The sequence below is a fragment of the Thermomonospora umbrina genome (assembly GCF_003386555.1).
Lineage (GTDB): Bacteria > Actinomycetota > Actinomycetes > Streptosporangiales > Streptosporangiaceae > Thermomonospora > Thermomonospora umbrina.
Map to the genome: position 1 here is coordinate 784,612 of NZ_QTTT01000001.1, position 26,172 is coordinate 810,783.

Here is a 26,172-nt window from a genome sequence, read left to right on the forward strand (position 1 = left end):
AGACCTCCGGGAGGGACCCGATGCTCGACGCTCCGACGTCCTTGGCGTACGACCTGGTGCTGGCGCTGACCGAGGCGCTACGCACACCGGCGGGCGGCGGCGCCGCCGTGGCCGCGATCGCGCTGTTCACGATGGGGGTGCGGGTCCTGCTGCTGCCGCTGAGCGTGATGGCCGCTCGCGGCGCGCGGTCCCGCGCCCGCCTGGCGCCGCAGGTCGCGGAGCTGCGACGCCGCCACCGCGACGACCCCGAAGCGCTGCGCCGCGAGCTGACGGCGCTGTACGGCGGCGCGGGGGTGTCCCCGGTGGCCGGGTGCCTGCCGTCGCTGGCGCAGGCCCCGTTCTTCTTCGTGACGTACCGGTTGTTCGTGTCGACGACCATCGCCGGGCACCAGAACCTACTGCTCGGCCACACGCTGTTGGGCGCACCGCTCGGGCAGAACCTCATGGGCGTGCTCGCGGGCGGGCCGTTCACGGTGCCCGCGCTGGCCTTCCTCGGGCTGTTCGCCCTGCTGGCGGCGGTCGCATGGGTGTCCTCCCGCCAACTCGCGCGGGCCATGTCCGCGGACGCGCCGGGCGGTCCGGTGCTGCGACTGATGCCGTACGGCACGCTCGCCGTGGCCGCGTTCGCCCCGTTGGCCGCGGGGGTGTACCTGCTGGTGTCGACGGCGTGGACGGCCGGTGAGCGGGCCGTCCTGCACCGGCCCGCCCCCGCCTAGACCGGTTCCGGCCGCTCCGTGCGGGCTCCGAGGGCCGCCAGGATCTCGTACCGCATCCGGGCGAACGCGGGCTCGAACCGCGTTCCCGGCGCGCGGGGGCGCGGCACCTCGAAGATCCGGTCGACGGTGGCCGGCCGCGGGGTGAGCAGGACGATCCGGTCGGCGATCAGCAGGGCCTCGTCCACGTCGTGGGTGACGAACAGGATCGTGGTGCGGTGGCGTTCCCACACCGACACCAGCAGCCGCTGCATGTCGGCGCGGGTCTGCGCGTCCAGCGCCCCGAACGGCTCGTCCATCAGCATGATCTTCGGCCGGGCGGCCAGGGTGCGGGCGAGCTGGACGCGCTGGCGCATCCCGCCCGACAGCCGCCCCGGCAGGTGGTCGGCGAACCCGGTGAGGCCCACCTGCTCCAGCAGTTCCAGGGCCTCGTCCCCCCGCTCCCGTCGGGGCACGCCACGCAGCTCCAGCGCGTACTCCACGTTGCGGCGGGCGGTGCGCCACGGCAGCAGCGCGTCCTCCTGGAACACCATGGCGATCCCGCGCCGGTGCGCCGGGCCGTCGGAGGGGCGCACGGTGCCGCCGGCGACGGGCAGCAGACCGGCGAGGGCGCGCAGCACGGTGGACTTGCCGCAGCCGGACGGGCCCAGCAGGACGACGATCTCCCCGGCGGTCACCTCCAGGTCGACGTCGGCGGCGAGCCCGTCGGCGAAGGCGACCCGGAGGCCCCGCATCTCGATCGCGGCGGTCATCGGCGCGCCTCCCCCGGCAGCCAGCGGTTGATCCGGCGGCCCAGTCGTTCCACCAGCCAGGCGGTGCCCAGCCCCAGGACGCCGATGGAGAGCATCCCGGCGACCACCGCCGGATAGTCCAGCAGCCCGTACGCCTGCCAGGTGAAGTAGCCGACCCCGTACTGGCCGGAGATCATCTCCGCGCTGATCACGCAGATCCAGGCGACGCCCATGGCGACCGACAGACCGGAGAAGATGCCCGGCATGGCGCCCGGCAGCACGATGTGCAGGAGGACCGACCGGCGTCCGGCGCCCATGGTGCGGGCGGCGTCCTCCCACACGGTCGGCAGGGCGCGCATGGCGTGGACGGTGCTCACGCAGATCGGGAAGAACGCGGCGAACCAGGTGATGAACACGATCCCCTGCTCCCCGGTGGGGAACAGCAGGATCGCGAGGGGGACCAGGGCGATGGCCGGAATCGGCCGCGTCACCTCGATCAGCGGACGGGCGAGGGCGGCCACCCAACGGACGCGGCCGACCGCGACGCCCAGCGCCACCCCGGTGAGGGCGGCCAGCAGGAACCCGGCCAGGATCCGGCGCAGACTGGCCAGCAGATCGCCGTAGAAGCGCCCGGTGCCGAGTTGGACGACCAGGGCGTCGTACACCTCGACGGGCGAGGGGATCTTGTCGAAGCGCAGCCACAGGCTGACGTCGAACGTGGTGAGCAGATGCCAGAGCAGCAGCGCCCCGGCGATCGGCGCGGCGCTCAGCGCGACCCGGCCCACGCGGGGCGCGGCGGCGGCGCGCGTCGGGGCCTCGGAGGGAACGGCGGCGGGCGCGGCCCGGGAGATCTCGGTGGTCGTCATGGCATGGCCTCCCTTCGGGTCAGGCGGCGGCGAGCGCGGCCCGGTAGTCGAGGGTCTGGGCGCCCGGGTGACCGCCGACGTACGCGGCGGCGGCCTCCGGGGTGGCGAACGGCAGCAGCGGCCACTCGGCACGGGGGTCGCGCACCCAGCTCGCCGCGTCGGCGAAGAGCTTGGTCCCGGTGTCCGCGGACGGCGCGTACACCGCCCGGGGCTCGCCGCCGCGCTTCTTGACCAGGCGCAGCAGGCAGGTGGGGTTGGCGGCGGGGGTGATCTCCTCGCCGATCCACGCCTCGGAGGCGGTCCTCGGGTCGGTCACGTCCAGGTCGCAGATCTCGTCCCGGCCCTTGATCGCGGCGGGGTTGGTCAGCGAGGCGGCGTCCCGGTCGTAGCCGGGCCCGTAGGCCCTGCGCAGCGGGCCGTCGTCGGTGAAGGCGTCCACGTCCAGCTCCTTGATGGAGCCGATCTCCTTGAGGAACGGGACGTCCTTGCGGAGCGCGTCCACGAGCTGCGGCTTGATCGTCATGTCGAAGGTGACGAGCCCGCCCGCGCCGTTGTAGAGGTAGACGACCTCGGGCTGGAGGCCGGTGGCACGGGCCACCCGCCGGGCCGAGTCCAGCGGGTCGCGGTGCAGGTGTGCGGTGGTGTCCTTGGTGGCGGCCAGGAACGCCTCCAGCACCTCGGGATGGTCTCGGGTCCACTTCTCGCGGGCGACGATGCCGTGGAAGGTGGGGAACGCGATCGCCCCGCCGTCGTACAGCAGCCGGGCCTTCCCGTTGAAGATCATCTGCTGGGGGTAGGGCACGAACTGGGCGAGGGCGGCGGCCTTGCCCGACTCCACGTTGGTGACGCCCACCGACGGGTCCTGGCCGAGGATCTCGATGTCGGCGGGCTGCAGTCCCTGGCCCCGCAGACCTCGCACCAGCATGCCGTGGGCGGCCGATCCGACGCTGGTGGACACCGCCTTGCCGCGCAGGTCGGCCAGGGTGCGGGCGGTGGAGTCGCGGGGCACCACGACCTGGTTGAGCGACCCGCGCAGGTTGTAGCCGGTGACCCCGACGAACCGGGAGCGGGCGTCGTCGAAGCCCGCCGACCGGGACCCGTTGATCAACAGCGGATAGTCCCCCATCGAGCCGATCGCGATCTTGCCCGCGATCATCTGGGCGGTCAGCGGCGCCCCGGTCGCGAAGTCGTACCAGCGGACCTTGTAGGTCTTTCCGTTCCTGCGACCGAGCTCGGCCAACCGTCGCTCCAGGTGGCCGAGGTCGCGGAGCAGGGTGCCGGCGGTGACGGTGTTGATGGTCTTGGACTGGTAGCCGACGTCGACCCGGACGGTGCCGCCCCCACCGCCCGAGCCGCCGCATCCCGCCAGGCCGGCCAGGGCCGCGCCCAGGGCGGCGATCGACGTGACGGCCTTCCAACGTGCGTTCATCGAGGGGTCCTCATCGCAGGAGTACGGGGATGTTCACGGTCACCGCGTCGGTGGGGCAGCGGGCGGCGCACGGGCCGCAGTACCAGCATTCGTCGACGTGCATGTACGCCTTGCCGCTCGACGCGTCGATGGCCAGGGAGTCGAGCGGGCACATGTCGACGCACAGGGTGCAGCCGGTGATGCACTTGTCGGGGTCGATGGTCACGGGGACGTCCACGCGGGTGGTGGCCTGCGCCATGGGGGTTCCTCTCCGGTCGTTCGTGCTCAGCGGGGGTCCAGGCCGAGCCGGGCCCAGGCCCGGACGTCGGCGTCGGCGTCGTCCAGCGCCCCGGAGAGCGCGGACCGCACGTCGGGGCGGTCGGGCCAGCGCCCCAGCGAGCGGACGGCGGCCTTGCGGACGTCGATGTTGTCGTCGCCGGCGGCCACCGCCAGCGGCCCGACGGCCCGGTCGGGGTCGGCGGCGGCCAACGCCACGGCGGCGCCCTGCCTGACCTCCCACGACGCGTCCCCCAGGGCCGCGAGGACAAGGGCGAGGCCCGGGCCGTGGCAGCCGGTCGAGGCCATCGCGGCGAACGCGACGGCCCGGACGAACGGGTTGACGTCGGCGGCGAGCGCCCCGAGCGTGTCGAGGCCGCGCGGGTCCCCGACCTCGCCGAGCCCGGCCGCGGCGGCCTGGCGGACCAGCGGGTCGGCGTCGGCGGCGGCCCGCGCGAGCCCGTCCAGGTCGTCCAGCGAGACCAGCGCCCGCACCGCCTCGCGGCGCACCCCGGAGTCGGGGTCGGCCAGGGCGGCGAGGGCGTCGGCGGCCAGGCAGAGCCGGTGCCGCCACAACGAGCCGAGGGCCGCGACCCGGGTGGTCGGGTCGGCGGAGGCGAGGGCCTCGCGCAGCGCCGCGCCGAAGGCGGGCCCGCACACCAGCACCTCGCGCAGTTCGGCGAGCAGGTCCGCGCCCATCCCCCGGACGGCCGCGTCGTCGTCCAGCAGGGCCCCGGCGACCCTCGGGGACGCCGCGGACCAGTCGTCGGCGGCCTCGCTGAGCACCTGGAGCGCGGCGCGCCGGACCGCCGGGTCGGGGTCGTCGAGGTACGGCTCCAGGTCCTCGACCTCGGGGGCCTCGTCGGCGAGTTCGAGCAGCTCCACGATGCGGGCGCTCATCGCGCCGACCCCACGGCCTCCAGGTCCTCGGCGGCGACCCCGTCGGGGCGCTCGAACCCGGGCACGTCCACGATGTACGGCGCGACCGGCCGCTTGAGGAACTCCATCGCGCCGTCGGCCCCCTTCCTGAGGTTGACGTGGCAGAACCAGTCGGCGTCGTTCCGCTCCGGGAAGTCGGCCCGCTGGTGGTAGAGGCCCCAGCGGCTCTCGGTGCGGAACAGGGAGGCGCGGGCGGCCATCTCGGCGCAGTCCCGGATGAAGGTGACCTCGGCGGCCCGCATCAGCTCGTGCGGGCTGCGCGCCCCGATGCCGGCGATCTCCGACCGCATCCGTTCGAAGGTCTCGACGGCGATCTCCATGTAGCGGGTGAGCTTGGGCGGCTGGAGGTAGTCGTTGACGTAGCGGCGCAGCTTGTACTCGATCTGCTGCTGCGGCGGCCCGTCCGGCTGCCGGGCGGGCCGGTAGATCAGCTCGTGCGCGGCCTCGATCTGCTCCTCGGGCAGGGGGACCGAGGAGACGGCCCGCGCGTGCTCCGCCGCCGAGGTCGCGGCGATCTCGCCGAACACGAACGCCCCCACCATGTAGTTGTGCGGCACGCAGGCCAGGTCCCCCGCCGCGTACAGGCCGGGGACGCTGGTGGCGGCGTGCTCGTCCACCCACACCCCGGAGGAGGAGTGGCCGCTGCACAGGCCGATCTCCGAGACGTGCATCTCGACGTCGTGGGTGCGGTAGTCGTGGCCGCGCCCGGCGTGGAACGTGCCGCGCGTGGGGCGTTCGGTGACGTGCAGGATCTGCTCGATCTGTCGGATCGTGTCGTCCGGCAGGTGGCTGAGCTTGAGGTAGATCGGCCCCCGGGCGCCGTCCAGCTCCCGTTTGAACTCGGCCATCATCTGCCCGGACCAGTAGTCGGAGTCGACGAACCGGTGGCCCTCGGCGTTGACCTGGTAGCCGCCGAACGGGTTGGCGACGTAGGCGCAGGCGGGCCCGTTGTAGTCCTTGATCAGCGGGTTGATCTGGAAGCACTCGATGCCGCTGAGCTCGGCGCCCGCGTGGTACGCCATCGCGTGGCCGTCGCCCGCGTTGGTGGGGTTCTCGTACGTGCCGTACAGGTAGCCGCTGGCGGGGAGGCCGAGCCGGCCGCAGGCGCCGGTGGCCAGGATCACCGCCTTGGCCGCCACGGTGACGAACTCGCCGGTGCGGGTGTCGAAGCCGACCGCCCCGACCGCGCGGCCGTCGCGCACCAGCACCCGTACGGGCATCACCCGGTTCTCGATCGTCACATGGGAGCGGACGTCGCGGGTGCGCAGCGCTCGGTAGAGGACCTTCTTGACGTCGCGGCCCTCGGGCATCGGGAGCACGTACCGGCCGGACCGGTGCACCTGGCGGACCGCGTACTCGTCGTGGGCGTCCTTCTCGAACTTGACGCCGTAGCCCTCCAGCCGCTTGATCATCCCGAAGCCCCGGGTGGCGGTCTGGTGGACGGCGCGCTGGTTCACGATCCCGTCGTTGGCGACGGTGATCTCGGCGACGTACTGCTCGGGGTCCGCCTTGCCGGGGATCACCGCGTTGTTGACGCCGTCCATCCCCATGGCCAGCGCCCCGGAGTGGCGGACATGGGCCTTCTCCAGCAGCAGCACGTCCGCGCCGTGGGCGGCGGCGGTGAGCGCCGCCATGCTCCCGGCGGTGCCGCCGCCGATGATCAGAACGTCACAGGCGATCTCACGCCGCCGCGAGGGCTCGGGGATCTCCATCGGGTCGACTCCTTACCGCTGCGGGTGGGCAGCGTCGAGGGAACGCACGGCGTCCGAGCGCCGGGCGTCGTGGTGTCGTGGTGTGGGGGTGTCGTGCGGTACGGGGGCTAGGCGAGCGGGTCGGGGCGGCGGAGGGTGCCGCGCATGGTGATGCGGTCGCCGCGAAAGCGGATGTACTCCAGGTCCACCGGCCGTCCGTCGGCCAGGTGGGTGAGGCGCTCGGCCATCATCAGGGCCGCGCCGCGCGGGGCCTCCAGCACGGCGGCCGAGTGCGGGTCGGCGTTGACCGCCTCGAGGGTCATCTCGGCGAGCCCGAGGCGTTGCCCGGACAGCCGTTCCAGCAGGACGAAGACGTCGTTGTTGGCCAGGTCCTCGGCGAGCAGCGCCTCGCCGAGGTCGCGGACGAGATAGGTCAGGTCGAGGGAGAGCGGCACCCCGTTGAGCCGCCGGAGCCGTTCGACGTAGACGACCGGCTCGCCCGCCGGGGTCCGCAGCCGGGCGCTGACCTCCCGGGGCGGGGTGATCAGCCCGGTGGTACGGACCTCGTTGGAGACCGTGCCGTGCTCGTGCAGGGTCTCGGCCAGCCCCAGCAGCCGTTCGAGGCCGTGGGCGTACTTCTCGGAGACCACCAGCGTGCCGACGCCGGGACAGCGCTCGACCAGCCCCTCGGCGCGCAGCAGGTCCAGGGCGTCGCGCACCGTGTTGCGCGAGGCCCCGAACTCCTCCACCAGCCGGGCCTCGGCCGGCAGGACCCGCGCCGGGAACGCGCCCTGCAGGACCTGCCGGCGCAGCACGTCGGCCATCTGCCGCGCCCGGTCGGCGCGCAGCCGACGGGTGTCGCTGAGTGCCACCGCTTCGGTCATGGAGGTAAACCTACTAAACCAGTCTGGAAACTGGAATAACGGGCCGGTCACGCCACCCCGCCCTCGTTCGCGACCACTCCGACCTGCGCCGACATCCGTCCGCCGGGAGGTTCCGCCACCCTGCGCGGCGGTCCTGCGGGTTCCGATTCCGTGTCCGTGGCATGGCTCGATGGTGTGGACGGCGTGTTTCGTCCGAGGACCCGCTTCGTCAACCGGCCGTTACGCCACCCCCGACCGCCGCCCGCACCCCGATGACCGGCGCGGACGCCCCGGAGCCCGGCCGCTGGGCCAGGTCCCGCCGAGGGCGATCAGGCCGTCGGGGCCAAGGTGACCTCGACGGTGAGCGCGTCGCCCGGGGACTCCGCGTCGAGGTCCAGCTCGGCGATGTTGCCCGCCGCCCGCAGATCGGCGGCGGCGGCGTGGAGTGCGCCGCCGCCGGGGCCGCCGACCACGGCGCGCGTCACCTCGGCGCGCATCGAGACCTTGGCCCGCGACTTGGCCCTGCGGACCTGACGCAGCGCCTCGGCGGCCGCCGCGAGCAGACCGGGGTCGCCGTCGTCGGGCAGCTCGGACGCCTCCGGCCAGGAGGCGCGGTGCACCGACCCGTCCCGCCACCAGGACCAGACCTCCTCGGTGACGAACGGCAGGACCGGCGCGAACAGCCGCAGCAGCACCGACAGCGCCAGGTTCAGCGCCGCCCGCGCCGAGGCGGCCTCCTCGCCCGAACCGTAGGCGCGCTGCTTGACCAGCTCCAGGTAGTCGTCGCAGAACTCCCAGAAGAAGCGCTCGGTCCGCTCCAGCGCCCGTGTGTGGTCATAGACCTCGAACGCGTCGGTCGCCTCGCGGACCAGCCCGGCGAGGCCCGTCAGCATGGCCCGGTCGAGCGGTGCCGTCACCTCGGCGTCGGCGGGGACCTCGCCGAGCCCCAGCACGAAGCGGGACGCGTTCAAGATCTTGGTGGCCAGTCGGCGGCCGACCTTGATCTGCCCCACCTCGAACGCCGTGTCGGTGCCCGGTCGTCCCCCGGCCGCCCAGTAGCGGACCGCGTCGGTGCCGTGCTCGAGCAGCAGACCCATCGGCGTGACCACGTTGCCCTTGGACTTGGACATCTTCTTGCGGTCGGGGTCGAGGATCCAGCCGGACAGCGCCGTGTCGGACCACGGCAGCGAGCCGTGCTCCAGATGCGCCCGGACCACGGTGGCGAACAGCCACGTCCGGATGATGTCGTGCCCCTGCGGCCGCAGATGGAACGGGAAGACCTTGGCGAACAGCTCCGGGTCGTGCTCCCAGCCGCCCGCGATCTGCGGCGACAGCGACGAGGTCGCCCAGGTGTCCATGACGTCCGGGTCGCCGATGAAGCCGTCGGGCTTGCCGCGCCGGTCCTCGGCGTAGCCGGGTGGGGCGTCGGCGGACGGGTCGACGGGCAGCAGGTCCTCGGACGGGACGATCGGCTCGTCGTGGATCGGCTCGCCCTCGGAGTCCAGCCGGTACCAGACCGGGATGGGGATGCCGAAGAACCGCTGCCGGGAGATCAGCCAGTCGCCGTTGAGGCCCTCCACCCAGTTGTCGTAGCGGGCCCGCATGTACTCCGGGTGCCACGACAGCTCCCGGCCCCGCCCCAGCAGCGCCTCCCGCAGCCCCGTGTCGCGACCGCCGTTGCGGATGTACCACTGTCGGGTGGTGACGATCTCCAGCGGCTTGGTGCCCCGCTCGTAGTACTTGACGGGTCGGGTGACCGCCCTCGGTTCGCCGTCCAGGTCGCCGGACCCGCGCAGCAGCTCCACGATCCGTTCCTTGGCGGAGAAGATCGTCTTGCCCGCCAGCTCGTCGTACGGGTGCGCGGGGACCCCCGCCGGGGGCTCGGCGGCCAGCCGCCCGTCACGGCCGACGACCGCCCGGGTCGGCAGGTCCAGCTCACGCCACCAGGTCACGTCGTTGACGTCGCCGAACGTACAGATCATGGCGATGCCGGAGCCCTTGTCCGGCTCGGCCAGCCGGTGCGCCAGGACCGGGACCTCGACACCGAACAGCGGGGTGCGGACGGTGCGGCCGAACAGCTCGCGGTACCGCTCGTCGTCGGGGTGGGCCACCAGCGCGACGCAGGCGGGCAGCAGCTCCGGCCTGGTCGTCTCGACGTACACGGGCCGGTCGTCGGCGTGGAAGCGCAGCCGGTGGAACGCGCCCGGGGTCTCGCGGTCCTCCAGCTCCGCCTGGGCGACGGCGGTGCGGAAGGTGACGTCCCATAGCGTCGGGGCCTCCGACAGGTACGCCTCACCGCGCGCCAGGTTGCGCAGGAAGGCGCGCTGCGACGTCGCCCGCGCACGGTCGCCGATCGTCGTGTAGAGCAGGCTCCAGTCGACCGACAGGCCGACCCGCCGCCACATGTCCTCGAACGCCCGCTCGTCGATGGCGGTGAGCCGCTCGCACAGCTCGATGAAGTTGCGCCGGCTGATCGGGACCTGGCGTTTGGGGTCGGGCTCGGCGGGCGGCTGGTAGTCGGGGTCGTACGGCAGGGACGGGTCGCAGCGGACGCCGAAGTGGTACTGCACCCGGCGCTCGGTCGGCAGACCGTTGTCGTCCCAGCCCATCGGATAGAACACCGACCGGCCGCGCATCCGCCGATAACGCGCCACCGTGTCGGTGTGCGTGTAGGAGAAGACGTGCCCGACGTGCAGCGACCCGCTGACGGTGGGCGGCGGGGTGTCGATCGCGTAGACCTCCTCGCGGGGCCTGTCGCGGTCGAACCGATAGGTGCCGTCGGACTCCCAGCGGCGTACCCACTTGTCCTCCAGGCCGTCCAGCGTGGGCCTGTCGGGAACCTGGGGTATACGCGGCTGTTCGGTCATGCCCCAATGCTATTGAGCCGACCCGCCCGCCCGGACCGAATTACGCGCCGCGCCTTGGATAGCCTCACAGCGTCTCAACGCAGAGCAAGAGGAGAGGACGATGGCGGACAAGGGTGACATCGGCTGGCGGGTCGTGGCCGGCGGCGCGGCTCTCGCCAGTGGCTTCGTGGCCCGCAGGGCGATCACGTACGCCTGGAAGAAGACCACCGGGAAGGAGCCCCCGACCAACCCCGAGTCCCCCGACGTGGCCCTGGCCGAGGCGCTGGGCTGGGCGATCGTCACCGGCGTCGGCATGGAGGTCGCGCGGCTGCTGGCGACCCGCGCGGCGGCCCGCCAGTACGCCAGGAGCTCCGGACGGCTGCCCGGCGTCGAGGGCTGAGCCCGACCCGGGAACGGTCGGGCGGGCTATCGGACACAGGGTCCAGTTCTGTCGTATCGTGGTCGGTCCGGAGAGTCGAAGGGACCGGCCACGATGCGTTTCCCCCTCGAGGACGAGCTGCGCTCCGAGCGGTTCCGACTGCTCGAGACGCTGGAGGGTCTGTCGGACGACGCGTTCGACTCCGGCCCCACGCTGTGCTCGGAGTGGGCGCCCCGCGACGTCCTCGGCCATCTCATCGGCATCGACTACCTGACGGGCTCGTACCTTCCGTACGCGCTGCGCATGCACGACGCCAACCGGGCGCAGGCCGAACGGGTGCGGGCGATGCCGCGCGGCCGGCTGATGGAGTGGGCGCGGCACTGGGCCGCGAATCCCAGCCTCACCAGCAGGGCGATGGCGTTCCTGACGCTCTCCGACCTGGCGGTCCACCACCAGGACGTGCTGCGCGGGTTGGGGCTGACCCGGGAGATCCCGGACGTCGTCGCGAACGCCATCCTCCGCGAGGGCGTCCAGCTCAGTCTGCTGCTCAACCGCCGGGTGCTCGCCCATCGCCTGGTGCCGACCGACGGGGGCCGACCGCTGGGGCGGGGCGTCGAGGTGTCCGGCACCCGTGAGGCGCTGGGGCTGTGGCTCGCGGGCCGGGACGCGGTGACCGACGAGCTGGAGTTCGTTCGCTGATCCGCCGGCGGGCACGCCGGACGGCGCGGGTCATTCCGGAGGGGTGTGCCGGGGGGCGACGCCGACGTGCCGGCGCAGGTCCTTGCGGATGGCCTCGGACATCCGCTTGGTCGCCGCACGGTTGAGCGCCGCACCGGCGGCGGCCCCCGTCAGGAAGGGGCCCATGGTGGTCATGCTGCGGCCGAGGGTGCGCAGCAGCCGTTTGCGCAGCGCCGTCTTGGCCGCCGACCCCAGCGCGTTGGCCAACGTCCCCGACTCCAGCGGGTTGACCCCGCGCTGGCGGGCCCAGGACGTCACGAACGCGGTGGCGCGGGCGGAGCCGGTGCCCTGGACCTGCACCCCGTACACGGCGTGCAGCTCGGCGATCAGCTTGACCTCGATCGCCGCGATCACCAGGGTCTCCGCCGCCAACTGCGCGGGCGCGGTCAACAGCAGCGGCGGGGCCACGAACTCCACGGCCGCCAGCGCACCGCCGGCGGCCCCCACCGCCGTGGTGCCGTTGGCGGCGACCCGGACGAGGCCGTCGGCCAGCGCCTCGCCGGTGAGCCCGCGGTGGTGGGCGCGCAGCGTCTCGGCGTCGCGCACCGGGACGTGCGGCGCCACCTCCAGCAGCATGTCGGCCAGCCAACGGCCGCCGCGCAGGCCGGACGTGCCCGCCCGGCGGGCGCTGTCGACGAGCAGCCTGGTCAGCCGGGCCATCAGCCTGCCGCGGGTCTCGGCGTCCAGGCCCTCGGCGGCGGACAGTCGACCGACCAGCTCGGCGATCTCGGTCTCCCGGCCCGGGTCCCGAGGGGCCGGGACACCGAGACCGCCGTCCGGGTCGTGCGGGCCGTTCACGTCGTTCGCGTTCGCGCGGTCGTCACCGGTCACGGGCGCCCCCGATCAGGCCGCGCACTCGCGGCAGATCGGCTGGCCCTTGCGCTCCTCGGCCAACTGGCTGCGGTGGTGCACCAGGAAGCAGCGCGAGCAGGTGAACTCGTCGGCCTGTCGCGGGACCACCTTGAAGGTGAGCTCCTCGTTGGACAGGTCGGCCCCGGGGAGCTCGGCCACCTCGCCGGCGTCGAGATCCTCGTCGATGATGCTCGCGGCCTTGTCCGCACGACGGGCCTGCAGCTCCTGGAGGCTGTCTTCGTTCAGGTCGTCGTCGGTCTTGCGCGGGCTGTCGTAGTCGGTTGCCATCTGCGTCTCCATCCCCCTCGGTCGTTCTGTGCGCCCCGTCGCGCGGGTCTAACGCTCGGGAGGCCGTTCTTGTGCCCGATCCGGGCGGGAAATTCTGTCACGGTTGGTGACCTCCGACACGCAAGGCGCGACGAGTCCCCTGCGTGACACCAGTCACCGGTATCGCCTGCCGAGCTGTGCCGTACGCCACACGCCCATGGTGTTTCATGTCGGCGGACCACCGCGGGACGTCCGCGGCGGGGCGTTCGGCCGAGACGTCGCGCGGCCCTGCGAACGCCGTGCCGGACGCTGTGCCGGCCGCCGCCGACGTCCTGTGGCGGCCGGGATCATATCCGGTCCCCGGGCCGGTCCGCGCGCCAAGTCGCAGGGCGATTCCCCGCGCCCCGCCGCGTTGAACCGGACCGTTCGGTGAAACGTCTGACCTAACGCGATATCGTGCCCGCCTGACGGCGGGCAAAATCGGGGTCACTGGAGGGTCATATGGCGGAAGCCGCTCCCCTGGAGCCGGGGGATCCCCGAAGGCTGGGGAACTACGAGGTCGTCGGGCGGATCGGCGCCGGCGGTCAGGGCGCCGTCTTCCTCGGTCGGGGGACGGATGGCGGCGAGGTCGCCATCAAGCTGCTGCACTCCCAGATGGCCTCCGACCCGGCCGCCCGGGCGCGCTTCGCCCGCGAGGTCGCCGCCGCTCAGAAGGTCGCCCCGTTCTGCACCGCCCGGGTGCTGCAGGCCGACGTGCACGGCGACACGCCGTTCATCGTCAGCGAGTTCATCGACGGGCCCTCGCTGCACGACGTGGTGGCGCACAACGGCCCGCTGGGGACCGTGGAGCTGGAACGCCTCGCCATCGGGACGGTCACCGCGCTGGCGGCCATCCACGAGGAGAACATCGTCCACCGGGACTTCAAGCCCAACAACGTGCTGCTGGCCTCCGACGGCCCGCGCGTGGTGGACTTCGGCATCGCGCGCACCGTCAACTCCCAGGAGAGCGCGGTCACGGCCACCGGCATGGTGGTCGGCACCCCCGGCTACCTCGCCCCCGAGCAGCTCACGGGCGCGCCGCTGCAGCCCGCGGTGGACATCTTCGCCTGGGGCGCCACGATGGTGTTCGCGGCCACCGGGCAGTCGCCGTTCGAGGCCGACACGCTGCCGGTGATCATCAACCGGATCCTCAACGAGGATCCGGACCTGTCGGCGCTGCAGGAGCCGCTGCGCGGGCTGGTGGGGCGCTGCCTGTCCAAGGACGCCGCCGCCCGGCCGCCCGCCGCCCAGTTGCTGCTGCAGTTGCTCGGGCACGTCGGGGCCGCGCCCGCCAGCCCCGCCGCCCCCAGCGAGGAGCTGCTGGGCCAGGGCACCCGGATCGCCTCCCGGATGGCCCCGCCGCCCCCGGTGCCGCCGGCCCCGCCGATGCACACGCCGCCCCCGCAGCCGCTGACGCCCCCGCCGATGCCGATGCACCAGGGGTTCCACCAGGGCCCGCCGCCCGGCCCGGCGACCCCGCCGCCGCAGCCCATCACGCCGCCGCCGATGCCGATGCACCAGGGCCCGTACCAGCCGGGTCCGATGACGCCGCCGCCTCAGCCGATGACGCCGCAGCCCATGATGCGGCCCTCGATGGCCCCCGGGCCGCCGCCCCCGCCGCAGTTCCCGCCGCCGGCCCGGCAGTCGAGCTCCAGCGGGCCCGTCATCGCGGGGATCGGCTGCGCCGTGGTGCTGGTGCTGGCTCTGGTGATCTTCGTGGTGGCGCTGGCCGCGAGCGACGGCGACGACGATCCGGACCCGTACGAGCCGCCGGCGTACCCGTCCGCCTCGGTGCCGTCCTTCCCGTCGGGTTCCTCCGGCGGCGACAAGCTGCCGCTGGCGTTCAACGGCGCGTGGGAGGGCAAGGGCTTCCAGCCCAGCTCCTCCACCGACAAGACGTGGGACGTGCGCTTCCTCCTCCTGGGCGGCAGCACCATCGGCACGGTCCGCTACGACGCCGACAGCTACGACTGCCGGGGGTCGCTGCGGCTGGAGCCCGGCGCCACGTCGCTGCGCGCGACCTACAAGATCACCATCACCAGCGGCAGTTGCCTGTCGGGCTACGTCACGTTCACCTACATCAGCAGCACCACCCTCCGGTTCGAGGAGCGCGAGACGCTGGACAAGGCCTACATCGCCAGCGGCACGCTGACCAAGGAGTAGCGGAGGAGCGCCATGCCGGGGGTCGCCCCGCTGCAACGAGGCGACCCTGAGCGGGTGGGCCCCTACCGTCTCGTCGGACGGCTCGGCGAGGGAGGCCAGGGCACGGTCTTCCTCGCCGAGGGCGGCTCCGGCGAACGGGTGGCCGTCAAGATGCTGCACGCCCGGCTCTCCGGCGACGCCCGGGCCCGCTCGCGGTTCGCCGCCGAGGTCAAGGTCGCCCAACGGGTCGCGCCGTTCTGCACCGCCCGGGTCCTGGACGCCGACGTCGAGGGCGAGACCCCGTACATCGTCAGCGAGTACATCGACGGGCCCTCGCTGCAGGCGGTGTCGGCGGCCGAGGGGCCCCTCTCGGGCCCGGCGCTGACCCGGGTCGCGATCGGCACCGTCACCGCGCTCGCCGCCATCCACGAGGCGGGCGTGGTGCACCGGGACTTCAAGCCCGGCAACGTGCTGCTGGCGTCCGACGGGCCCCGGCTCATCGACTTCGGCATCGCCCGGGCGCTGGACGCCACCGGCACCTTGTCCAGTACGGCGGTCGGCACCCCGGCGTACATGGCCCCGGAGCAGATCCACGGGCATCGGGTGGGGCCCGCGACCGACATGTTCGCGTGGGGCGCCACGATGGTCCACGCCGCCACCGGCCGTCCCGCCTTCGGCCAGGACTCGATCCCCGCCGTGATGCACCGCATCCTCAACCAGCCGCCCGACCTGGGGGCCCTCACCGGCCCCCTGCGCGACACCGTCGCCCTGTGCCTGGCCAAGGACCCGGCCCAACGGCCCTCCTCCCACACGGTGCTGCTGCGCCTGCTGCACGAGGTGGGGGCCGTCCCCCGGGTCGCCGAGCCCGTGGGCGCCCTGCATCAGGGCGCGGAGGTCGCGGCGGCCTCATCGCCGCCCACCCTGGGCGAGATCCCGCCACCCCCCACGCGACCGCCGGGCGCTCCCTGGGCCGCGGCTCCCCCGCCGGGCCCGGCGCCCCATGTCATGCCGGACGTCCATCGGCAGGCGCCCGTGCCCGGAGGCGGCCGCAGCCTCAGGGACATCGGGGTGTTGGCCGGGGGCGCGGTGGCCGCCGTCGTGGCGCTGGTGCTTCTGGGCACGTACGTGATCATCGAGCTCGGCGACGGGGCCGGCACCGCGGGCGGCACCACCGGCGGGGGGAGGCCGAGAGGACAACTGACGATGTCGATGCCCGCGCCCGAGGCCATCGACCCGTCCTCCGGCCAGTGGAGCGCCGACCGGACGTTCGTCAAGCAGTTGTTCACCGGCCTGGTGGACCTGACCCCCGAGGGCGTCTGGCGGCCCCGGCTGGCCTCCTCCATCGTCCACGACGAGCAGTGCCGCGGATGGACGATCCGGGTGCGCGGCGGCACCACGTTCAGCGACGGGGAGCCGGTCGGGGCCGAGGCCGTGCTGCGCGGCTGGGACCGCGCCGCGCAGGGCGACTCGTACGCGGCGCCCGTGCTGATGGGCGACATCGAGGGGTACGACCGGGCGACCGGGCCCGGCGGCTCGTTCTCCGGGCCGGTCCGGGTGGAGGGCGACACGCTGCGGCTCACGCTGACCGAGCCGGACTGCCGGTTCGCCGCCCGGCTGGCCGACCCGATCTTCTTCCCGGTGCCGGCCGGCGCGGGGGCCCACGACGACGCCGGGTACGACGCGCGGCCGATCGGCAACGGTCCGTTCAAGATCGAGTCGTACCGGCGGGGCCGGCAGGCGGTGCTGGTCCGCAACGACGCGTGGGGGTTCGGCCGGGCCCGCCTCGACCGGGTGGTCCTGCGGTTCGCCGCCGATCCGGCGGCCGGGATCGCCGGCGCGCGGGCCGGTGACGTCGACTGGACGGAGCCGTCCACCGCCTTCTTCGCCCAGGTCCGCGGCCTGACCGACCACACGCTGCTGCACCGGCCCTCCGACGGGGCGCAGTTCCTGGTGCCGATCACCGCGCGCGGCCCGATGCGCAGGCGCGAGGTCCGCGAGGCGGTGGCGCTGGCGCTGGACCGCCGGCGGATCGGCGACCTGCACGCCGGCGGCCTGATGCCGCCGGCGACCGGGCTGGTCCCGACCGGGACACCCGGCTTCTCGCAGGGCGCCTGCACGCCCTGCGCCTCACCGGACCCCGAACGCGCCAAGACGCTGATGGCCGGCTCGGGCCTGGACCAGGGCACCGAGATCCCGATCCTGGTCCGCGAGGGCGGTTCCTCCCTGCGCTGGGCGGAGATCGCGGCGGACCAGTTGCGGCGCACCCTGGGATGGCGGTTCCGGGTGGTGCAGGTGACCGCCGCCGAGTTCAACGACCGGATCGCCGACGACTCGGCCTCGGGCCTGATCGCCATGGGCTGGCTGCCCGACTACCCCTCCGCGCACGCGTTCCTGCATCCGCTGCTGGGCGGCGACCAGAAGCCCCCCGAGGGCGGCAACCACGCGCGCTGGCGCAACGACCGGTTCGACGAGCTGCTGCGGAAGGCCAGGGGCACCCCCGACGACGCCACCGCCCACACCGCGCTCCGCGAGGCGGAGCGGATCGCGCTGAACGACTGGGCGCTGATCCCGGTGCTGAACCTGTCGCACGTACGGCTGGCCGCCGAGCGCTTCACCGGCCTGCACGCCGACTTCCACGGCGACCCGACGCTCGCGACGACGGCGCCCCGCTGAGGGCGGCTCAGGAGGTCAGCGGCAGGCGGACGGTCACCACCAGGCCGCCGCCCTGGCGGGGCGTGGCGTAGACGGTGCCGCGGTGGGCGCGGACCACCGAGCGGACGATGGACAGCCCCAGCCCGGCGCCCTTGGCCGACTCGACGCGGTCCTCGTGCAGCCGCCGGAACGGCTCGAACAGCCGGTCCACCTCGTAGGCGGGGACCCCGGGGCCGGTGTTCTCCACCTGGACGGTCGCGAAGCCGTCCAGGACGCCCGTGCGGACCCAGACCGTCCCGCCGTCCTCGACGTTGTGCTTGATGGCGTTGTCGACCAGGTTGGACACCAGGTGCTCCAGCAGCACCGGATCACCCTGCGTCCGGCCGCTGGACAGCTCGGTCCGCACGACGACGCCGGCCTCGTCGGCGCGCTTGCCCTGGGTCTCCAGCACGGTCCCGGCGACCTCGGTCAGATCGACCGAGGTCCGGTTGCTCAGCTCCCGCTCGCTGCGGGCCAACAGCAGCAGACCCTCGATGAGCCGCTCGTGCCGGGCGTTGTTGGCCAGCAGCGTGCGGCCCACGGCCTTGAGGTCCTCGGACGCCTCCGGGTCGCCGAGCGCGACCTCCAACAGCGTCCGGTTGATGGCCAGCGGCGTGCGCAGCTCATGGGAGGCGTTGGCGACGAACCGGCTCTGCGAGTCGAAGGCGTGGCCGAGCCGCTCCAGCATCGCGTCGAACGTGTCGGCCAGCTCCTTGATCTCGTCGGCCGGGCCCTCCAGGGCGATCCGCTCGTGCAGGGTGCTCTCCGACAGCCGCCGGGCGGTGGTGGTGACCCGCTGCAGCGGGGCCAGCGCCCGATCGGCCACGAAGTAGCCCAGCACCAGGGCCATCACGCCGGTCCCGGCCAACACCAGCATGGAACGGCCGATCAGCTCGTTCATCGTCCGGGACTTGAGCACCTCGGTCGGGATGGTGTACCCGTCCGGCCTCCGGATCTGCAGCCCCGGCGGGAACACCTGATCGAGGATCTGCGCCACCAGCAGATAGGTGATGAACAGCAGCAGGGCCCCGGCGAAGAAGAACAGCAGCCCGTACAGCAGGGTCAGCCGGAGTCGGACGCTGACCCGCCCCGGCAGCGCCCGCACGTCGGCCACGAAGGACCCGGGCTCCCGGCCGGAGGACGACGGAGGCATCGGCTGGGTGATCGGGCCCGTGACGGTGCTCTTGCCGTTGGCGTTGGCGTTGCCCGCGCCGTTGCCGGTCCTGCGCGCGCCGGTCGCCCGGTCGCCCCCGGGCCCGGCCGAGGGCTCGGTCACAGCCGGTACCCCACGCCGGGAACGGTCTCGATCAGCGGCGGATCGCCGAGCTTCTTGCGCAACGTCATCATCGTCACCCGCACCACGTTGGTGAACGGGTCGATGTGCTCGTCCCACGCCTTCTCCAGCAGCCGCTCCGAGCTGACCACCGCGCCGTCGGCCCGCAGCAGCACCTCCAACACCGCGAACTCCTTGCGGGTCAGCTCCACCGGACGGCCGTCCCGCTCGACCTCGCGGCGGGCCGGGTCGAGGGTCACGCCCCCGCGCTCCAGCACCGGCGGCAGCGGCGCGGCGGCCCGGCGGCCCAGCGCCCGCACCCGCGCCACCAACTCGGCGAACGCGAACGGCTTGGCCAGGTAATCGTCGGCGCCGATCGACAGCCCCTCGACCCTGTCGCCCAGCTCCCCGGCCGCCGTGAGCATCAGGATCCGCGCCGGATACCGCTCCCCCACGAGCTGCTTGCAGACGTCGTCGCCGTGCACGCGGGGCAGGTCCCGGTCGAGGACCACCACGTCGTACTCGTTCACGCTGGTCCGCTCCAGCGCACCGGCACCGTCATAGGCGACGTCCACGGCGTGGGCCTCACGGCGCAGCCCCGTGGCGATCGCGTCGGCGAGCACGCGCTCGTCCTCGACGATGAGAACACGCATCCCGACCCCCCTCAAGACCTCGGATCACGGGTTCGCCGGTGCGCTGGACCGGCGGACCCAGGTATTCCACAGGGCCCGTAAGACCCTCGTAAGCCCTGCCACCAGCATGCCCGCACGGCGGTGAGGGACGTCACCGTCCCGTCCGGGATGCTCCCGGAAAAGAAAGGTTTACGAGAACCGGGGGGCTGGGTACAGAAAGCCAGACCTAGAGAGGACCCCCCATGGGCGAGTTGTCACGCACGATCGAACAGCGGCTCTCCGACGCCTACGCGTCGCTGCGCCTCGCGCGCGCCGATGGTGACGCCTATCTGGTCGACATCCGACAGTCGGAGATCGAGGAGCTGCGTCGCATCGCGGCCAACCACGACATCGGAGTCCCCACCCCCGACGGCGACTAGCGTGTCTTCGGGTGGGGGCGGGTTTTCGGGTGGGGGGGCGACCCCCCACACCCCCCGCGCCCGGTCTTGGAGATCTTCAGCCGAACGGCCGAAGGACCGGGCACCCGTGAGGGGTGACCGTTCGAACCAGGTCGGCTCGTGGGTCTCCGGCGACCATCCTCCACTCGGCTTTGGGCCGCTGAAGCGGCCGGATGCTCGTGGTTCGCGGCCGTTCGAGGGTCAGTTCGGCAGGTCGCGGGCCGGGTCCAGGGGGGCCAGCAGGTCGTGCAGCGCCTCGAACGTGCCGGGCCCCGCCACGAGGGCGAACTCGGGGCCGGCCGGGGCCCCGTTCAGGCCGCCGACGCGGCCGCCGGACTCCTCGACGATCAGGCCGCCCGCCGCGATGTCCCAGGCCTGGACGCCGCGTTCGAAGTAGGCGTCCACCCGTCCCGCCGCCAGGGTGCACAGGTCGACCGAACAGGCGCCGCCGCGTCGGATGTCGCGCACGGCGGGCAGCACGCCGCGCAGCACGTCCGCCTGATGGGCGCGGCGGCCGGCCTCGTACCCGAACCCGGTGGCCACCAGGGCGCGGTTCAGGGGCACGTCGGCGTTGCAGCGCAGGACGTGCTCCCCGGACGCGTCGCGTCTGCGGGCGCCGCCGCCGCGGACGGCGAAGTACGTCTCGCCGCGTCGGGGGATCTCCACGACCCCGGCGACGGCGCGGCCGTCGATCTCGGCGGCGATGCTGACCCCCCAGTCGGGCAGGTCGTACAGGTAGTTGACGGTGCCGTCGATGGGGTCGATCACCCAGCGGACGCCGCTGGCGCCGGCGCTGGACCCGCCCTCCTCGCCCAGCACCGCGTCGGCGGGCCGGGCGGCCCGGATCCGTTCCACGATCAGCGCCTCGGAGGCCCGGTCCATCTGGGTGACCACGTCGGTCGGGCTGGTCTTGGTCCGCACCACCGCCGGTCCCTCGACCGGGCGCTTGTCGACCAGCATCCGGCCGGCCTCGGCGGCGGTCTCCAGCGCGAGCTCCAGCAGCTCGTCGGGCAGGCTCATCGTTCCCCCTCGGGTTGATCGCCGCTTCGGGATGAGCGGGTCAGGGTCGGGCGTGCCCGCAGTCGACCGGGCAGACGTCGGGACGGGCGCCGAGCGAGCCCAGCGCGGGCCGGGGCGCGTCCGGCCCGGCGGATCGTTCGAGCAGCAGCTCCCGGACCATGGCCACGTACCGGGGGTGCGTGCCGGGCGTGGCGGCCCGCTCGAACGTCAGCCCCAGGTCGGCGGCGAGTTCGGCGGCCTCCACGTCGAGGTCGTACTTGACCTCCATGTGGTCGGACACGAACCCGACCGGCACGACCACCACGGCCTCGACCCCCTCGGCGTGCAGCTTCCGCAGGTGGTCGCCGATGTCGGGCTCCAGCCAGGGCTGGCTCGGGGGGCCGCTGCGGCTCTGGTAGACCAGCGCCCACTCGTGGCCGGGGGCGGCCTCGGCCGCGACGACGGCGGCGATGTCGGCCAGCTCGGCGGCGTAGCGTTCGCGCCCCGGCTGCGCCAGCGGGACGCTGTGCGCGGTGAACGCCAGACGGGCCCGGTCGCGCAGGTCGGCGGGGATCCGGGCGAGCGCGGCGCGGGCGGCCTCGACGAACGGCTCCACGAAGCCGGGGTGGTTGTAGTAGACCCGCAGCTTGTCGATCTCGGGTGCCCCGGGGACCTCGGCTCGGGCGCGGTCGATGTCGGCCGCGTACTGCCCGCAGCAGGAGAATCCGCTGTAGGCGGAGGTCACGAACGCGGCGGCCCGCCGGACGCCGTCCTGCGCCATCCGGCGGACGGTGTCGGTCAGGTACGGCGTCCAGTTCCGGTTGCCCCAGTAGACGGGGAGGTCCACGCCGTGGGCGGCGAGGTCGGTCTCGACGGCGGCCTTCAGCTCGCGGCACTGCCGGTTGATCGGGCTGACCCCGCCGAAGCGGTGGTAGTGCTCGGCGACGCGTTCGAGGCGCGCCCGGGGGACGTTCCGGCCGCGGGTGACGTTCTCCAGGAAGGGCATCACGTCCTGCGGTCCCTCCGGGCCGCCGAACGACACGAGCAACAGGGCGTCATGGGACGTCATGCGTCCATCCAACCAGCCGCCCCCCGGTGCTCCGTTCAGCGGTATCGGGCCGCGTACGCCTTGGCGAGGTCGAGCACCTTCTGCACGTACCAGTGGGCGTGGTTGTACGCGTAGACCGCCTGATAGAGCGAGTCGCCGCCGCGTCCGCCGCCGTGGGCGCACAGGTACTTGGCGGCGGCCGGGATGGCGTCGTAGGGGTTCATGATGTCGGCCTTGCCGTCCCCGTCACCGTCCACGCCGAACGACTTCCAGGTGGACGGCAGGAACTGCATGGGCCCCAGCGCGCCCGCGCTGGAGCGCCCCGCGTTGCGGCCGTGGTCGCTCTCCACCTGTCCGATGGCGGCGAGCACGGTCCACGACAGGCCCCGGCAGGAGGTGGCGGCCCGCTTGTAGAGGTCGAGGTAGCTCGCCGCCTGTCCGGACGGCCGGTAGCGCTCCTCGTTGAGGTTGATGACCTTGGCGCCGCCCCGGACGACCTCGCCGACCTCGTCGGCCAGCTTCGCGGGGTCGGCGCCGGGCGCGTTGATCAGCAGCGCCACGTCGGGAACGAGTCCCAGCCTGGTCCCGGTGCGGGCGCTGACCAGCATGTCGATGCCCGGCAGGCCGAGGCTCCCGGAGCCGCCGAGCACCACGTTGGGGATGGTCTTGGCGACGATCGGGTACCGCAGGCCGTCGCGCAGCCGCAGTTCGCCGGCGGCCTTCTCGGAGACCACGAACCGGTCGGCGGCCAGCGCCGCCCACAGCTCGGTCCGCTTGGCCGTGCCGGGCGGCGTCCAGGAGCGGAACGTCGAGGGGTCGACGGCGAACGTGTTGATCAGCCGGTTCTGGAGCTGCACCGCCCCGCCGTCGACCACCGCCACGTCCCGCACGCCCTTGAGCCGGGAGATCCGCCGGGCCGCCCCGGCGTCGATGGAGGCGGTGCCCACGACCAGCACGTCGGGCGGGACGACGCGGCGCAGCGGGGCCACCTGGGCGTCGTCCACGACGTTGTCCGCCGGGCCCCCGGGCAGGCCGGTGGGCTCCCCCGCCGGGACGGCCGGCGCGGCGGCGGTCTCGGAGGTCCCCTCATGGGTGACGGCGCGGATCACCCCGGCCGTCAGCGTCACCGCCGTGACCAGCGCGAGCGCGGCGAGCACCAGGAGCGGCAGCCGACGGGACGGCGCGGCGGCGGGGACGCGCGCGGCGGGTCGGGGCCGAATCGTGCGCGCCTTCTTCTCGGGCCTGGTCGACGGCCCGCGCCGCCCTGGGTCGCGTGAGGGAGAAGAGGGAGCCACGGCCAATCCCTACTACGGTCGCCGCCGACCGGGGCCAGCGGGTCGAGGAGTTCCGGACGGGTAACTTGATCGAATCCAACGCATCGACCCCGGTCAGGGGTCCGGCCTCGCGAAAAGGGAGAGGATCACGGTGGCGAATCCGTACCGGGCCCTGCTCGAGGTGCCCGGCGCGCGGGTGTTCGTCGCCGCGGGGTTCGTGGGCCGGATGTCGATGTCCATGGTGGGTATCGGCATTGTCCTTCTCGTGTCCGCCGTTACCGGATCGTACGGTATCGCCGGTTCTGTGTCGGCGGTGTACGCCCTGGCCTTCGCCGTCGTCTCCCCCCTGCTCGGCCGGCTGGTCGACCGGCGCGGCCAAGGGCGGGTGCTGATGCCGCTGGGGCTGGCCAACGGCGCGTCGCTGGCGCTGCTGGTCGCGTGCGCGGTCCTGGAATGGCCCACGTGGACGTTGTTCCCCGTCGCCGTCCTGGGAGGCGTGACCTCGCCGGGTCTGGGCGCGATGGTCCGCGCCCGCTGGATCAACGTGCTGAAGAACGGCCCGCAGCCGCCGCCCGCGGGGGTGGGGCTGCACACCGCGTTCTCGTTCGAGTCGGTGCTGGACGAGATCATCTTCGTCACCGGGCCGATGCTGGTGAGCCTGCTGGCCACGACGGTGCACCCGGCGGGCGGCGTGCTGGCGGCCGGGGCGCTGACGACGGCGGGCTGTCTCGTCCTGGCGACGCAGCGGGCGACCGAGCCGCCGCCGAGCGAGGGCGGGCCGGCGGGGGTGGCCGGGGTGCTGGCGGTGCCCGGGGTGGTCGTGGTGGCGCTGGCGTTCCTGCTGATGGGCGGAGTGTTCGCCGGGGTGGAGGTGAGCGTGATCGCGTTCACCGAGGAGCAGGGGCACCCCGGACTGGCGGGGGTGCTGCTGGCCTCGTTCGCGCTGGGGAGCTGTGTGGCGGGCCTGTGGTATGGGGCGCGGGTCTGGCGGTCCCCGCTGGACCGCCGGTTCCTGGCGGGGCTGGCGCTGCTGGCGGTCGGGGTGGCGCCGCTGTCGCTGATCGGGACGTGGCCGGTGATGCTGGCGGTGATCTTCGTGTCCGGGCTGGCCATCTCTCCGACGATCATCCCGGGGTACGGCCTGGTCGAGCGCCTGGTGCCGGCCCCGCAGCTCACCGAGGGGATGGCGGTGGTGTCCACGGCGGTCGCGGTGGGGATCGCGGTGGGCGCCTCGGCGACGGGACGGCTGGTGGACGGGCACGGGTCCCGCGGGGGGCTGCTGTTCGCGACCGGGGCGGGGCTGGCCGCGACGGCGGTGGCACTCGTCGGAAGGTCACGATTCCGACAATCCCTCACTTCCGACAAACATGAATAGATTTCGCATTGGTCGGCTCGGTAGAGTCGGCGCATGTCCCCCGTGAGCACTCCGGCCGCCCGTCCCTGGCGGAACTGGGCCGGCAACCAGCGGGCCGTGCCCCGCCGCACGCGCGTCCCGCGCACCACCGCCGAGGTCGCCGACGCCGTGCGGGAGGCCGCCGAGGAGGGGCTGACCGTGCGGATGGCCGGCACCGGCCACTCCTTCACCGCCGCCGCCGTCACCGACGGCGTGCTGCTGCGCCCCGAGGGCCTGACCTCCGTGCGCTCCGTCGACACCGGCGGCGGGCTGGTCACCGTCGACGCCGGCCTGCCGCTGCACGAGCTCAACCGGGTGCTGGACGAGCACGGGCTCGCCCTGGCCAACATGGGGGACATCCAGGAGCAGACGGTCGCCGGGGCCCTGCAGACCGGCACCCACGGCACCGGCCGGGACGCCGCCGGGCTGGCCTCCCAGATCGCCGCGCTGGAGCTGGTGCTCGCCGACGGCTCCGTGGTGACCTGCTCGCCGCAGGAGCGCCCGGAGCTGTTCGACGCGGCCCGGGTGGGGCTGGGCGCGCTCGGCGTGGTCACCGCCGTGACCTGGCGCACCGTCCCCGCGTTCCTCCTGCGCGCCCGCGAGGAGCCCATGCGGTGGGACGAGGTCCTCGACCGTCTGGACGAGCTCGGCGAGGCCAACGAGCACTTCGAGTTCTACTGGTTCCCGCACACCGAGGGCTGCCTGACCAAGCGCAACAACCGGACCGAGGGCCCCGCCGAGCCGCTGCCGGCGTTCAAGCGCCGGCTGGACGACGAGTTCCTGTCCAACACGGTGTTCGGCGGGCTCCAGCGCCTCACCCACCGCGTCCCCCGCACGATCGGCGTCGTGAACTCCGTCTCGGCCAAGGTGCTGGGCGCCCGCACCTACAGCGACACCTCCTACAAGGTGTTCACCAGCCCCCGGCGGGTGCGCTTCAAGGAGCAGGAGTACGCACTCCCGCGCGAGGAGCTGGTCCCCGCGCTGCGCGAGCTGCGCTCCCTTTTCGACCGGCGAGGGTGGCGGATCAGCTTCCCCATCGAGGTGCGGCTGCTGCCGCCCGAGGACGCCTGGCTGTCCATGGCGTACGACCGGCCGACCGCGTTCATCGCGATCCACGTCTACCACCGCGACCCGCACGAGGAGTACTTCCAGGGCGTGGAGGAGCTGCTCACGGCGGTCGGCGGCCGCCCGCACTGGGGCAAGCTGCACACCCGGGACACCGCGTACCTGGAGAAGGTCTACCCGCGGTGGGGCGACTTCCGGGCGCTGCGGGACGAGCTGGACCCCGACCGCCGGTTCGCCAACCGCTACACCGAGCAGGTCCTCGGATCCTGACGGCCGCCCCCGGGGCAAAGGATCCACAAGGATCATGCGAGGTGGGCCACATCGCGGCCGCCGGAACGGCAAGCTGTATCGGACGGCGGCGTGCACGCGGACGGGCCCGTACCGCGTGCCCTGCGCCGTCCGCTCTCAGGTCAGCGGTACCCCAAGTGCGATCCAGGGGAAGTCCGGGAGCGGCGATGTTCGGACATGCCGGGTACGGTGCTGGCAGCAGGCGTGTTCGAAGGAGACACTCGAGAACCCGGGGGAAGGGCACGCATGCGCCCCAGGTCGGGCGTCGTAACATACCGGCGTCCCGCGAGCGCCGCGGAGGGCGGTCGCGGCGACACGGGTC

At 73.5% G+C, this 26,172-nt stretch carries 23 protein-coding genes; 8 read left to right on the forward strand and 15 right to left on the reverse strand.

The window, feature by feature from the left end:
- Positions 1-20: 20 nt before the first annotated feature.
- Entirely contained in the window at positions 21-716 is a 696-nt protein-coding gene (yidC, locus tag DFJ69_RS03475; RefSeq protein WP_116021143.1) for a membrane protein insertase YidC, read from the forward strand.
- On the opposite strand, the gene DFJ69_RS03480 is transcribed toward yidC, so the two are convergent.
- From DFJ69_RS03480 to valS, 8 genes are all read right to left on the reverse strand, one after another.
- Positions 713-1,465, reverse strand: coding sequence for an ABC transporter ATP-binding protein (locus tag DFJ69_RS03480; protein WP_116021144.1), 753 nt, complete (start codon positions 1,463-1,465; stop codon positions 713-715). The genes yidC and DFJ69_RS03480 overlap by 4 nt on opposite strands.
- The gene (locus tag DFJ69_RS03485; protein WP_116021145.1) at positions 1,462-2,310 is read right to left on the reverse strand and encodes an ABC transporter permease; all 849 of its coding nucleotides are present in this window, start codon (positions 2,308-2,310) and stop codon (positions 1,462-1,464) included. Before DFJ69_RS03485 ends, DFJ69_RS03480 begins: the two co-directional genes overlap by 4 nt.
- A 19-nt stretch (positions 2,311-2,329) precedes the next feature.
- Entirely contained in the window at positions 2,330-3,739 is a 1,410-nt protein-coding gene (locus DFJ69_RS03490) for an ABC transporter substrate-binding protein (protein WP_116021146.1), read from the reverse strand.
- Positions 3,740-3,749: 10 nt separating this feature from the next.
- A complete protein-coding gene (locus DFJ69_RS03495) occupies positions 3,750-3,977 on the reverse strand; it encodes a 4Fe-4S dicluster domain-containing protein (protein ID WP_116021147.1) in 228 nt (75 codons plus the stop codon).
- A gap of 26 nt (positions 3,978-4,003) precedes the next feature.
- On the reverse strand, positions 4,004-4,894 hold the full coding sequence (locus DFJ69_RS35265; RefSeq protein WP_245973973.1) for a HEAT repeat domain-containing protein: 891 nt from the start codon (positions 4,892-4,894) through the stop codon (positions 4,004-4,006).
- Positions 4,891-6,645: a fumarate reductase/succinate dehydrogenase flavoprotein subunit gene (locus tag DFJ69_RS03500; RefSeq protein WP_245973974.1), complete on the reverse strand. Its 1,755-nt coding sequence runs from the start codon at positions 6,643-6,645 to the stop codon at positions 4,891-4,893. The genes DFJ69_RS35265 and DFJ69_RS03500 overlap by 4 nt, the downstream gene beginning before the upstream one ends.
- A 107-nt stretch (positions 6,646-6,752) precedes the next feature.
- Positions 6,753-7,508 (reverse strand): GntR family transcriptional regulator, encoded by a 756-nt coding sequence (locus DFJ69_RS03505; RefSeq protein WP_116021148.1) that lies wholly within the window; start codon positions 7,506-7,508, stop codon positions 6,753-6,755.
- A 308-nt stretch (positions 7,509-7,816) separates the two neighbouring features.
- On the reverse strand, positions 7,817-10,354 hold the full coding sequence (gene valS / locus DFJ69_RS03510) for a valine--tRNA ligase (RefSeq protein ID WP_116021149.1): 2,538 nt from the start codon (positions 10,352-10,354) through the stop codon (positions 7,817-7,819).
- A gap of 100 nt (positions 10,355-10,454) precedes the next feature.
- Here valS and DFJ69_RS03515 point away from each other — a divergent pair, with 100 nt between their 5' ends.
- Both DFJ69_RS03515 and DFJ69_RS03520 read left to right on the forward strand, forming a co-directional pair.
- On the forward strand, positions 10,455-10,733 hold the full coding sequence (locus DFJ69_RS03515) for a DUF4235 domain-containing protein (RefSeq protein WP_116021150.1): 279 nt from the start codon (positions 10,455-10,457) through the stop codon (positions 10,731-10,733).
- A gap of 93 nt (positions 10,734-10,826) precedes the next feature.
- The gene (locus DFJ69_RS03520; RefSeq protein WP_116021151.1) at positions 10,827-11,411 is read left to right on the forward strand and encodes a maleylpyruvate isomerase family mycothiol-dependent enzyme; all 585 of its coding nucleotides are present in this window, start codon (positions 10,827-10,829) and stop codon (positions 11,409-11,411) included.
- Positions 11,412-11,441: 30 nt separating this feature from the next.
- Here DFJ69_RS03520 and DFJ69_RS03525 read toward each other — a convergent pair whose 3' ends face one another.
- Together DFJ69_RS03525 and DFJ69_RS03530 are read right to left on the reverse strand one after the other, a co-directional pair.
- A complete protein-coding gene (locus DFJ69_RS03525) occupies positions 11,442-12,281 on the reverse strand; it encodes a hypothetical protein (protein WP_245973976.1) in 840 nt (279 codons plus the stop codon).
- A 12-nt stretch (positions 12,282-12,293) separates the two neighbouring features.
- Positions 12,294-12,590 (reverse strand): DUF4193 domain-containing protein, encoded by a 297-nt coding sequence (locus DFJ69_RS03530; protein WP_116026366.1) that lies wholly within the window; start codon positions 12,588-12,590, stop codon positions 12,294-12,296.
- 480 nt (positions 12,591-13,070) lie between these two features.
- Between DFJ69_RS03530 and DFJ69_RS36055 the strand changes: the two genes are divergently transcribed.
- The gene (locus DFJ69_RS36055; protein ID WP_116021152.1) at positions 13,071-14,771 is read left to right on the forward strand and encodes a serine/threonine-protein kinase; all 1,701 of its coding nucleotides are present in this window, start codon (positions 13,071-13,073) and stop codon (positions 14,769-14,771) included.
- Positions 14,772-14,783: 12 nt separating this feature from the next.
- Positions 14,784-17,423: an ABC transporter substrate-binding protein gene (locus DFJ69_RS03540; RefSeq protein WP_116021153.1), complete on the forward strand. Its 2,640-nt coding sequence runs from the start codon at positions 14,784-14,786 to the stop codon at positions 17,421-17,423.
- 7 nt (positions 17,424-17,430) lie between these two features.
- On the opposite strand, the gene DFJ69_RS03545 is transcribed toward DFJ69_RS03540, so the two are convergent.
- Positions 17,431-18,717 (reverse strand): sensor histidine kinase, encoded by a 1,287-nt coding sequence (locus tag DFJ69_RS03545; protein WP_245973978.1) that lies wholly within the window; start codon positions 18,715-18,717, stop codon positions 17,431-17,433.
- Positions 18,714-19,367: a response regulator transcription factor gene (locus DFJ69_RS03550; RefSeq protein WP_116021154.1), complete on the reverse strand. Its 654-nt coding sequence runs from the start codon at positions 19,365-19,367 to the stop codon at positions 18,714-18,716. Before DFJ69_RS03550 ends, DFJ69_RS03545 begins: the two co-directional genes overlap by 4 nt.
- Before the next feature lie 221 nt (positions 19,368-19,588).
- Here DFJ69_RS03550 and DFJ69_RS34080 point away from each other — a divergent pair, with 221 nt between their 5' ends.
- Positions 19,589-19,765, forward strand: a complete 177-nt coding sequence (locus DFJ69_RS34080; RefSeq protein ID WP_170177527.1) for a hypothetical protein — start codon at positions 19,589-19,591, stop codon at positions 19,763-19,765.
- A gap of 219 nt (positions 19,766-19,984) precedes the next feature.
- Here DFJ69_RS34080 and DFJ69_RS03555 read toward each other — a convergent pair whose 3' ends face one another.
- The 3 genes from DFJ69_RS03555 to DFJ69_RS36060 are packed head-to-tail and all read right to left on the reverse strand — an operon-like array spanning position 19,985 to position 23,125.
- Complete coding sequence (locus DFJ69_RS03555; RefSeq protein WP_116021155.1) at positions 19,985-20,803, reverse strand: inositol monophosphatase family protein; 819 nt, start codon at positions 20,801-20,803, stop codon at positions 19,985-19,987.
- A gap of 40 nt (positions 20,804-20,843) precedes the next feature.
- A complete protein-coding gene (locus DFJ69_RS03560) occupies positions 20,844-21,851 on the reverse strand; it encodes a ferrochelatase (protein ID WP_116021156.1) in 1,008 nt (335 codons plus the stop codon).
- Positions 21,852-21,886: 35 nt separating this feature from the next.
- Positions 21,887-23,125, reverse strand: coding sequence for a lytic transglycosylase domain-containing protein (locus DFJ69_RS36060; protein ID WP_281275807.1), 1,239 nt, complete (start codon positions 23,123-23,125; stop codon positions 21,887-21,889).
- A 130-nt stretch (positions 23,126-23,255) separates the two neighbouring features.
- Between DFJ69_RS36060 and DFJ69_RS03570 the strand changes: the two genes are divergently transcribed.
- Positions 23,256-24,479, forward strand: coding sequence for an MFS transporter (locus DFJ69_RS03570; protein WP_116021157.1), 1,224 nt, complete (start codon positions 23,256-23,258; stop codon positions 24,477-24,479).
- A gap of 33 nt (positions 24,480-24,512) precedes the next feature.
- Entirely contained in the window at positions 24,513-25,832 is a 1,320-nt protein-coding gene (locus tag DFJ69_RS03575) for a D-arabinono-1,4-lactone oxidase (RefSeq protein ID WP_116021158.1), read from the forward strand.
- Positions 25,833-26,172 lie beyond the last annotated feature (340 nt).

Bases quoted from the DNA above. Each gene is read 5' to 3' on its own strand.
- DFJ69_RS03515 (WP_116021150.1), top strand. From the start codon at position 10,455: ATGGCGGACAAGGGTGACATCGGCTGGCGGGTCGTGGCCGGCGGCGCG.
- DFJ69_RS36055 (WP_116021152.1), top strand. From the start codon at position 13,071: ATGGCGGAAGCCGCTCCCCTGGAGCCGGGGGATCCCCGAAGGCTGGGG.
- DFJ69_RS35265 (WP_245973973.1), bottom strand. From the start codon at position 4,894: ATGAGCGCCCGCATCGTGGAGCTGCTCGAACTCGCCGACGAGGCCCCC.
- DFJ69_RS34080 (WP_170177527.1), top strand. From the start codon at position 19,589: ATGGGCGAGTTGTCACGCACGATCGAACAGCGGCTCTCCGACGCCTAC.
- DFJ69_RS03540 (WP_116021153.1), top strand. From the start codon at position 14,784: ATGCCGGGGGTCGCCCCGCTGCAACGAGGCGACCCTGAGCGGGTGGGC.
- DFJ69_RS03555 (WP_116021155.1), bottom strand. From the start codon at position 20,803: ATGAGCCTGCCCGACGAGCTGCTGGAGCTCGCGCTGGAGACCGCCGCC.
- yidC (WP_116021143.1), top strand. From the start codon at position 21: ATGCTCGACGCTCCGACGTCCTTGGCGTACGACCTGGTGCTGGCGCTG.
- DFJ69_RS03485 (WP_116021145.1), bottom strand. From the start codon at position 2,310: ATGACGACCACCGAGATCTCCCGGGCCGCGCCCGCCGCCGTTCCCTCC.
- DFJ69_RS03530 (WP_116026366.1), bottom strand. From the start codon at position 12,590: ATGGCAACCGACTACGACAGCCCGCGCAAGACCGACGACGACCTGAAC.
- valS (WP_116021149.1), bottom strand. From the start codon at position 10,354: ATGACCGAACAGCCGCGTATACCCCAGGTTCCCGACAGGCCCACGCTG.
- DFJ69_RS03505 (WP_116021148.1), bottom strand. From the start codon at position 7,508: ATGACCGAAGCGGTGGCACTCAGCGACACCCGTCGGCTGCGCGCCGAC.
- DFJ69_RS03560 (WP_116021156.1), bottom strand. From the start codon at position 21,851: ATGACGTCCCATGACGCCCTGTTGCTCGTGTCGTTCGGCGGCCCGGAG.
- DFJ69_RS03575 (WP_116021158.1), top strand. From the start codon at position 24,513: ATGTCCCCCGTGAGCACTCCGGCCGCCCGTCCCTGGCGGAACTGGGCC.
- DFJ69_RS03520 (WP_116021151.1), top strand. From the start codon at position 10,827: ATGCGTTTCCCCCTCGAGGACGAGCTGCGCTCCGAGCGGTTCCGACTG.
- DFJ69_RS03480 (WP_116021144.1), bottom strand. From the start codon at position 1,465: ATGACCGCCGCGATCGAGATGCGGGGCCTCCGGGTCGCCTTCGCCGAC.
- DFJ69_RS03500 (WP_245973974.1), bottom strand. From the start codon at position 6,645: ATGGAGATCCCCGAGCCCTCGCGGCGGCGTGAGATCGCCTGTGACGTT.
- DFJ69_RS03550 (WP_116021154.1), bottom strand. From the start codon at position 19,367: ATGCGTGTTCTCATCGTCGAGGACGAGCGCGTGCTCGCCGACGCGATC.
- DFJ69_RS03490 (WP_116021146.1), bottom strand. From the start codon at position 3,739: ATGAACGCACGTTGGAAGGCCGTCACGTCGATCGCCGCCCTGGGCGCG.
- DFJ69_RS03495 (WP_116021147.1), bottom strand. From the start codon at position 3,977: ATGGCGCAGGCCACCACCCGCGTGGACGTCCCCGTGACCATCGACCCC.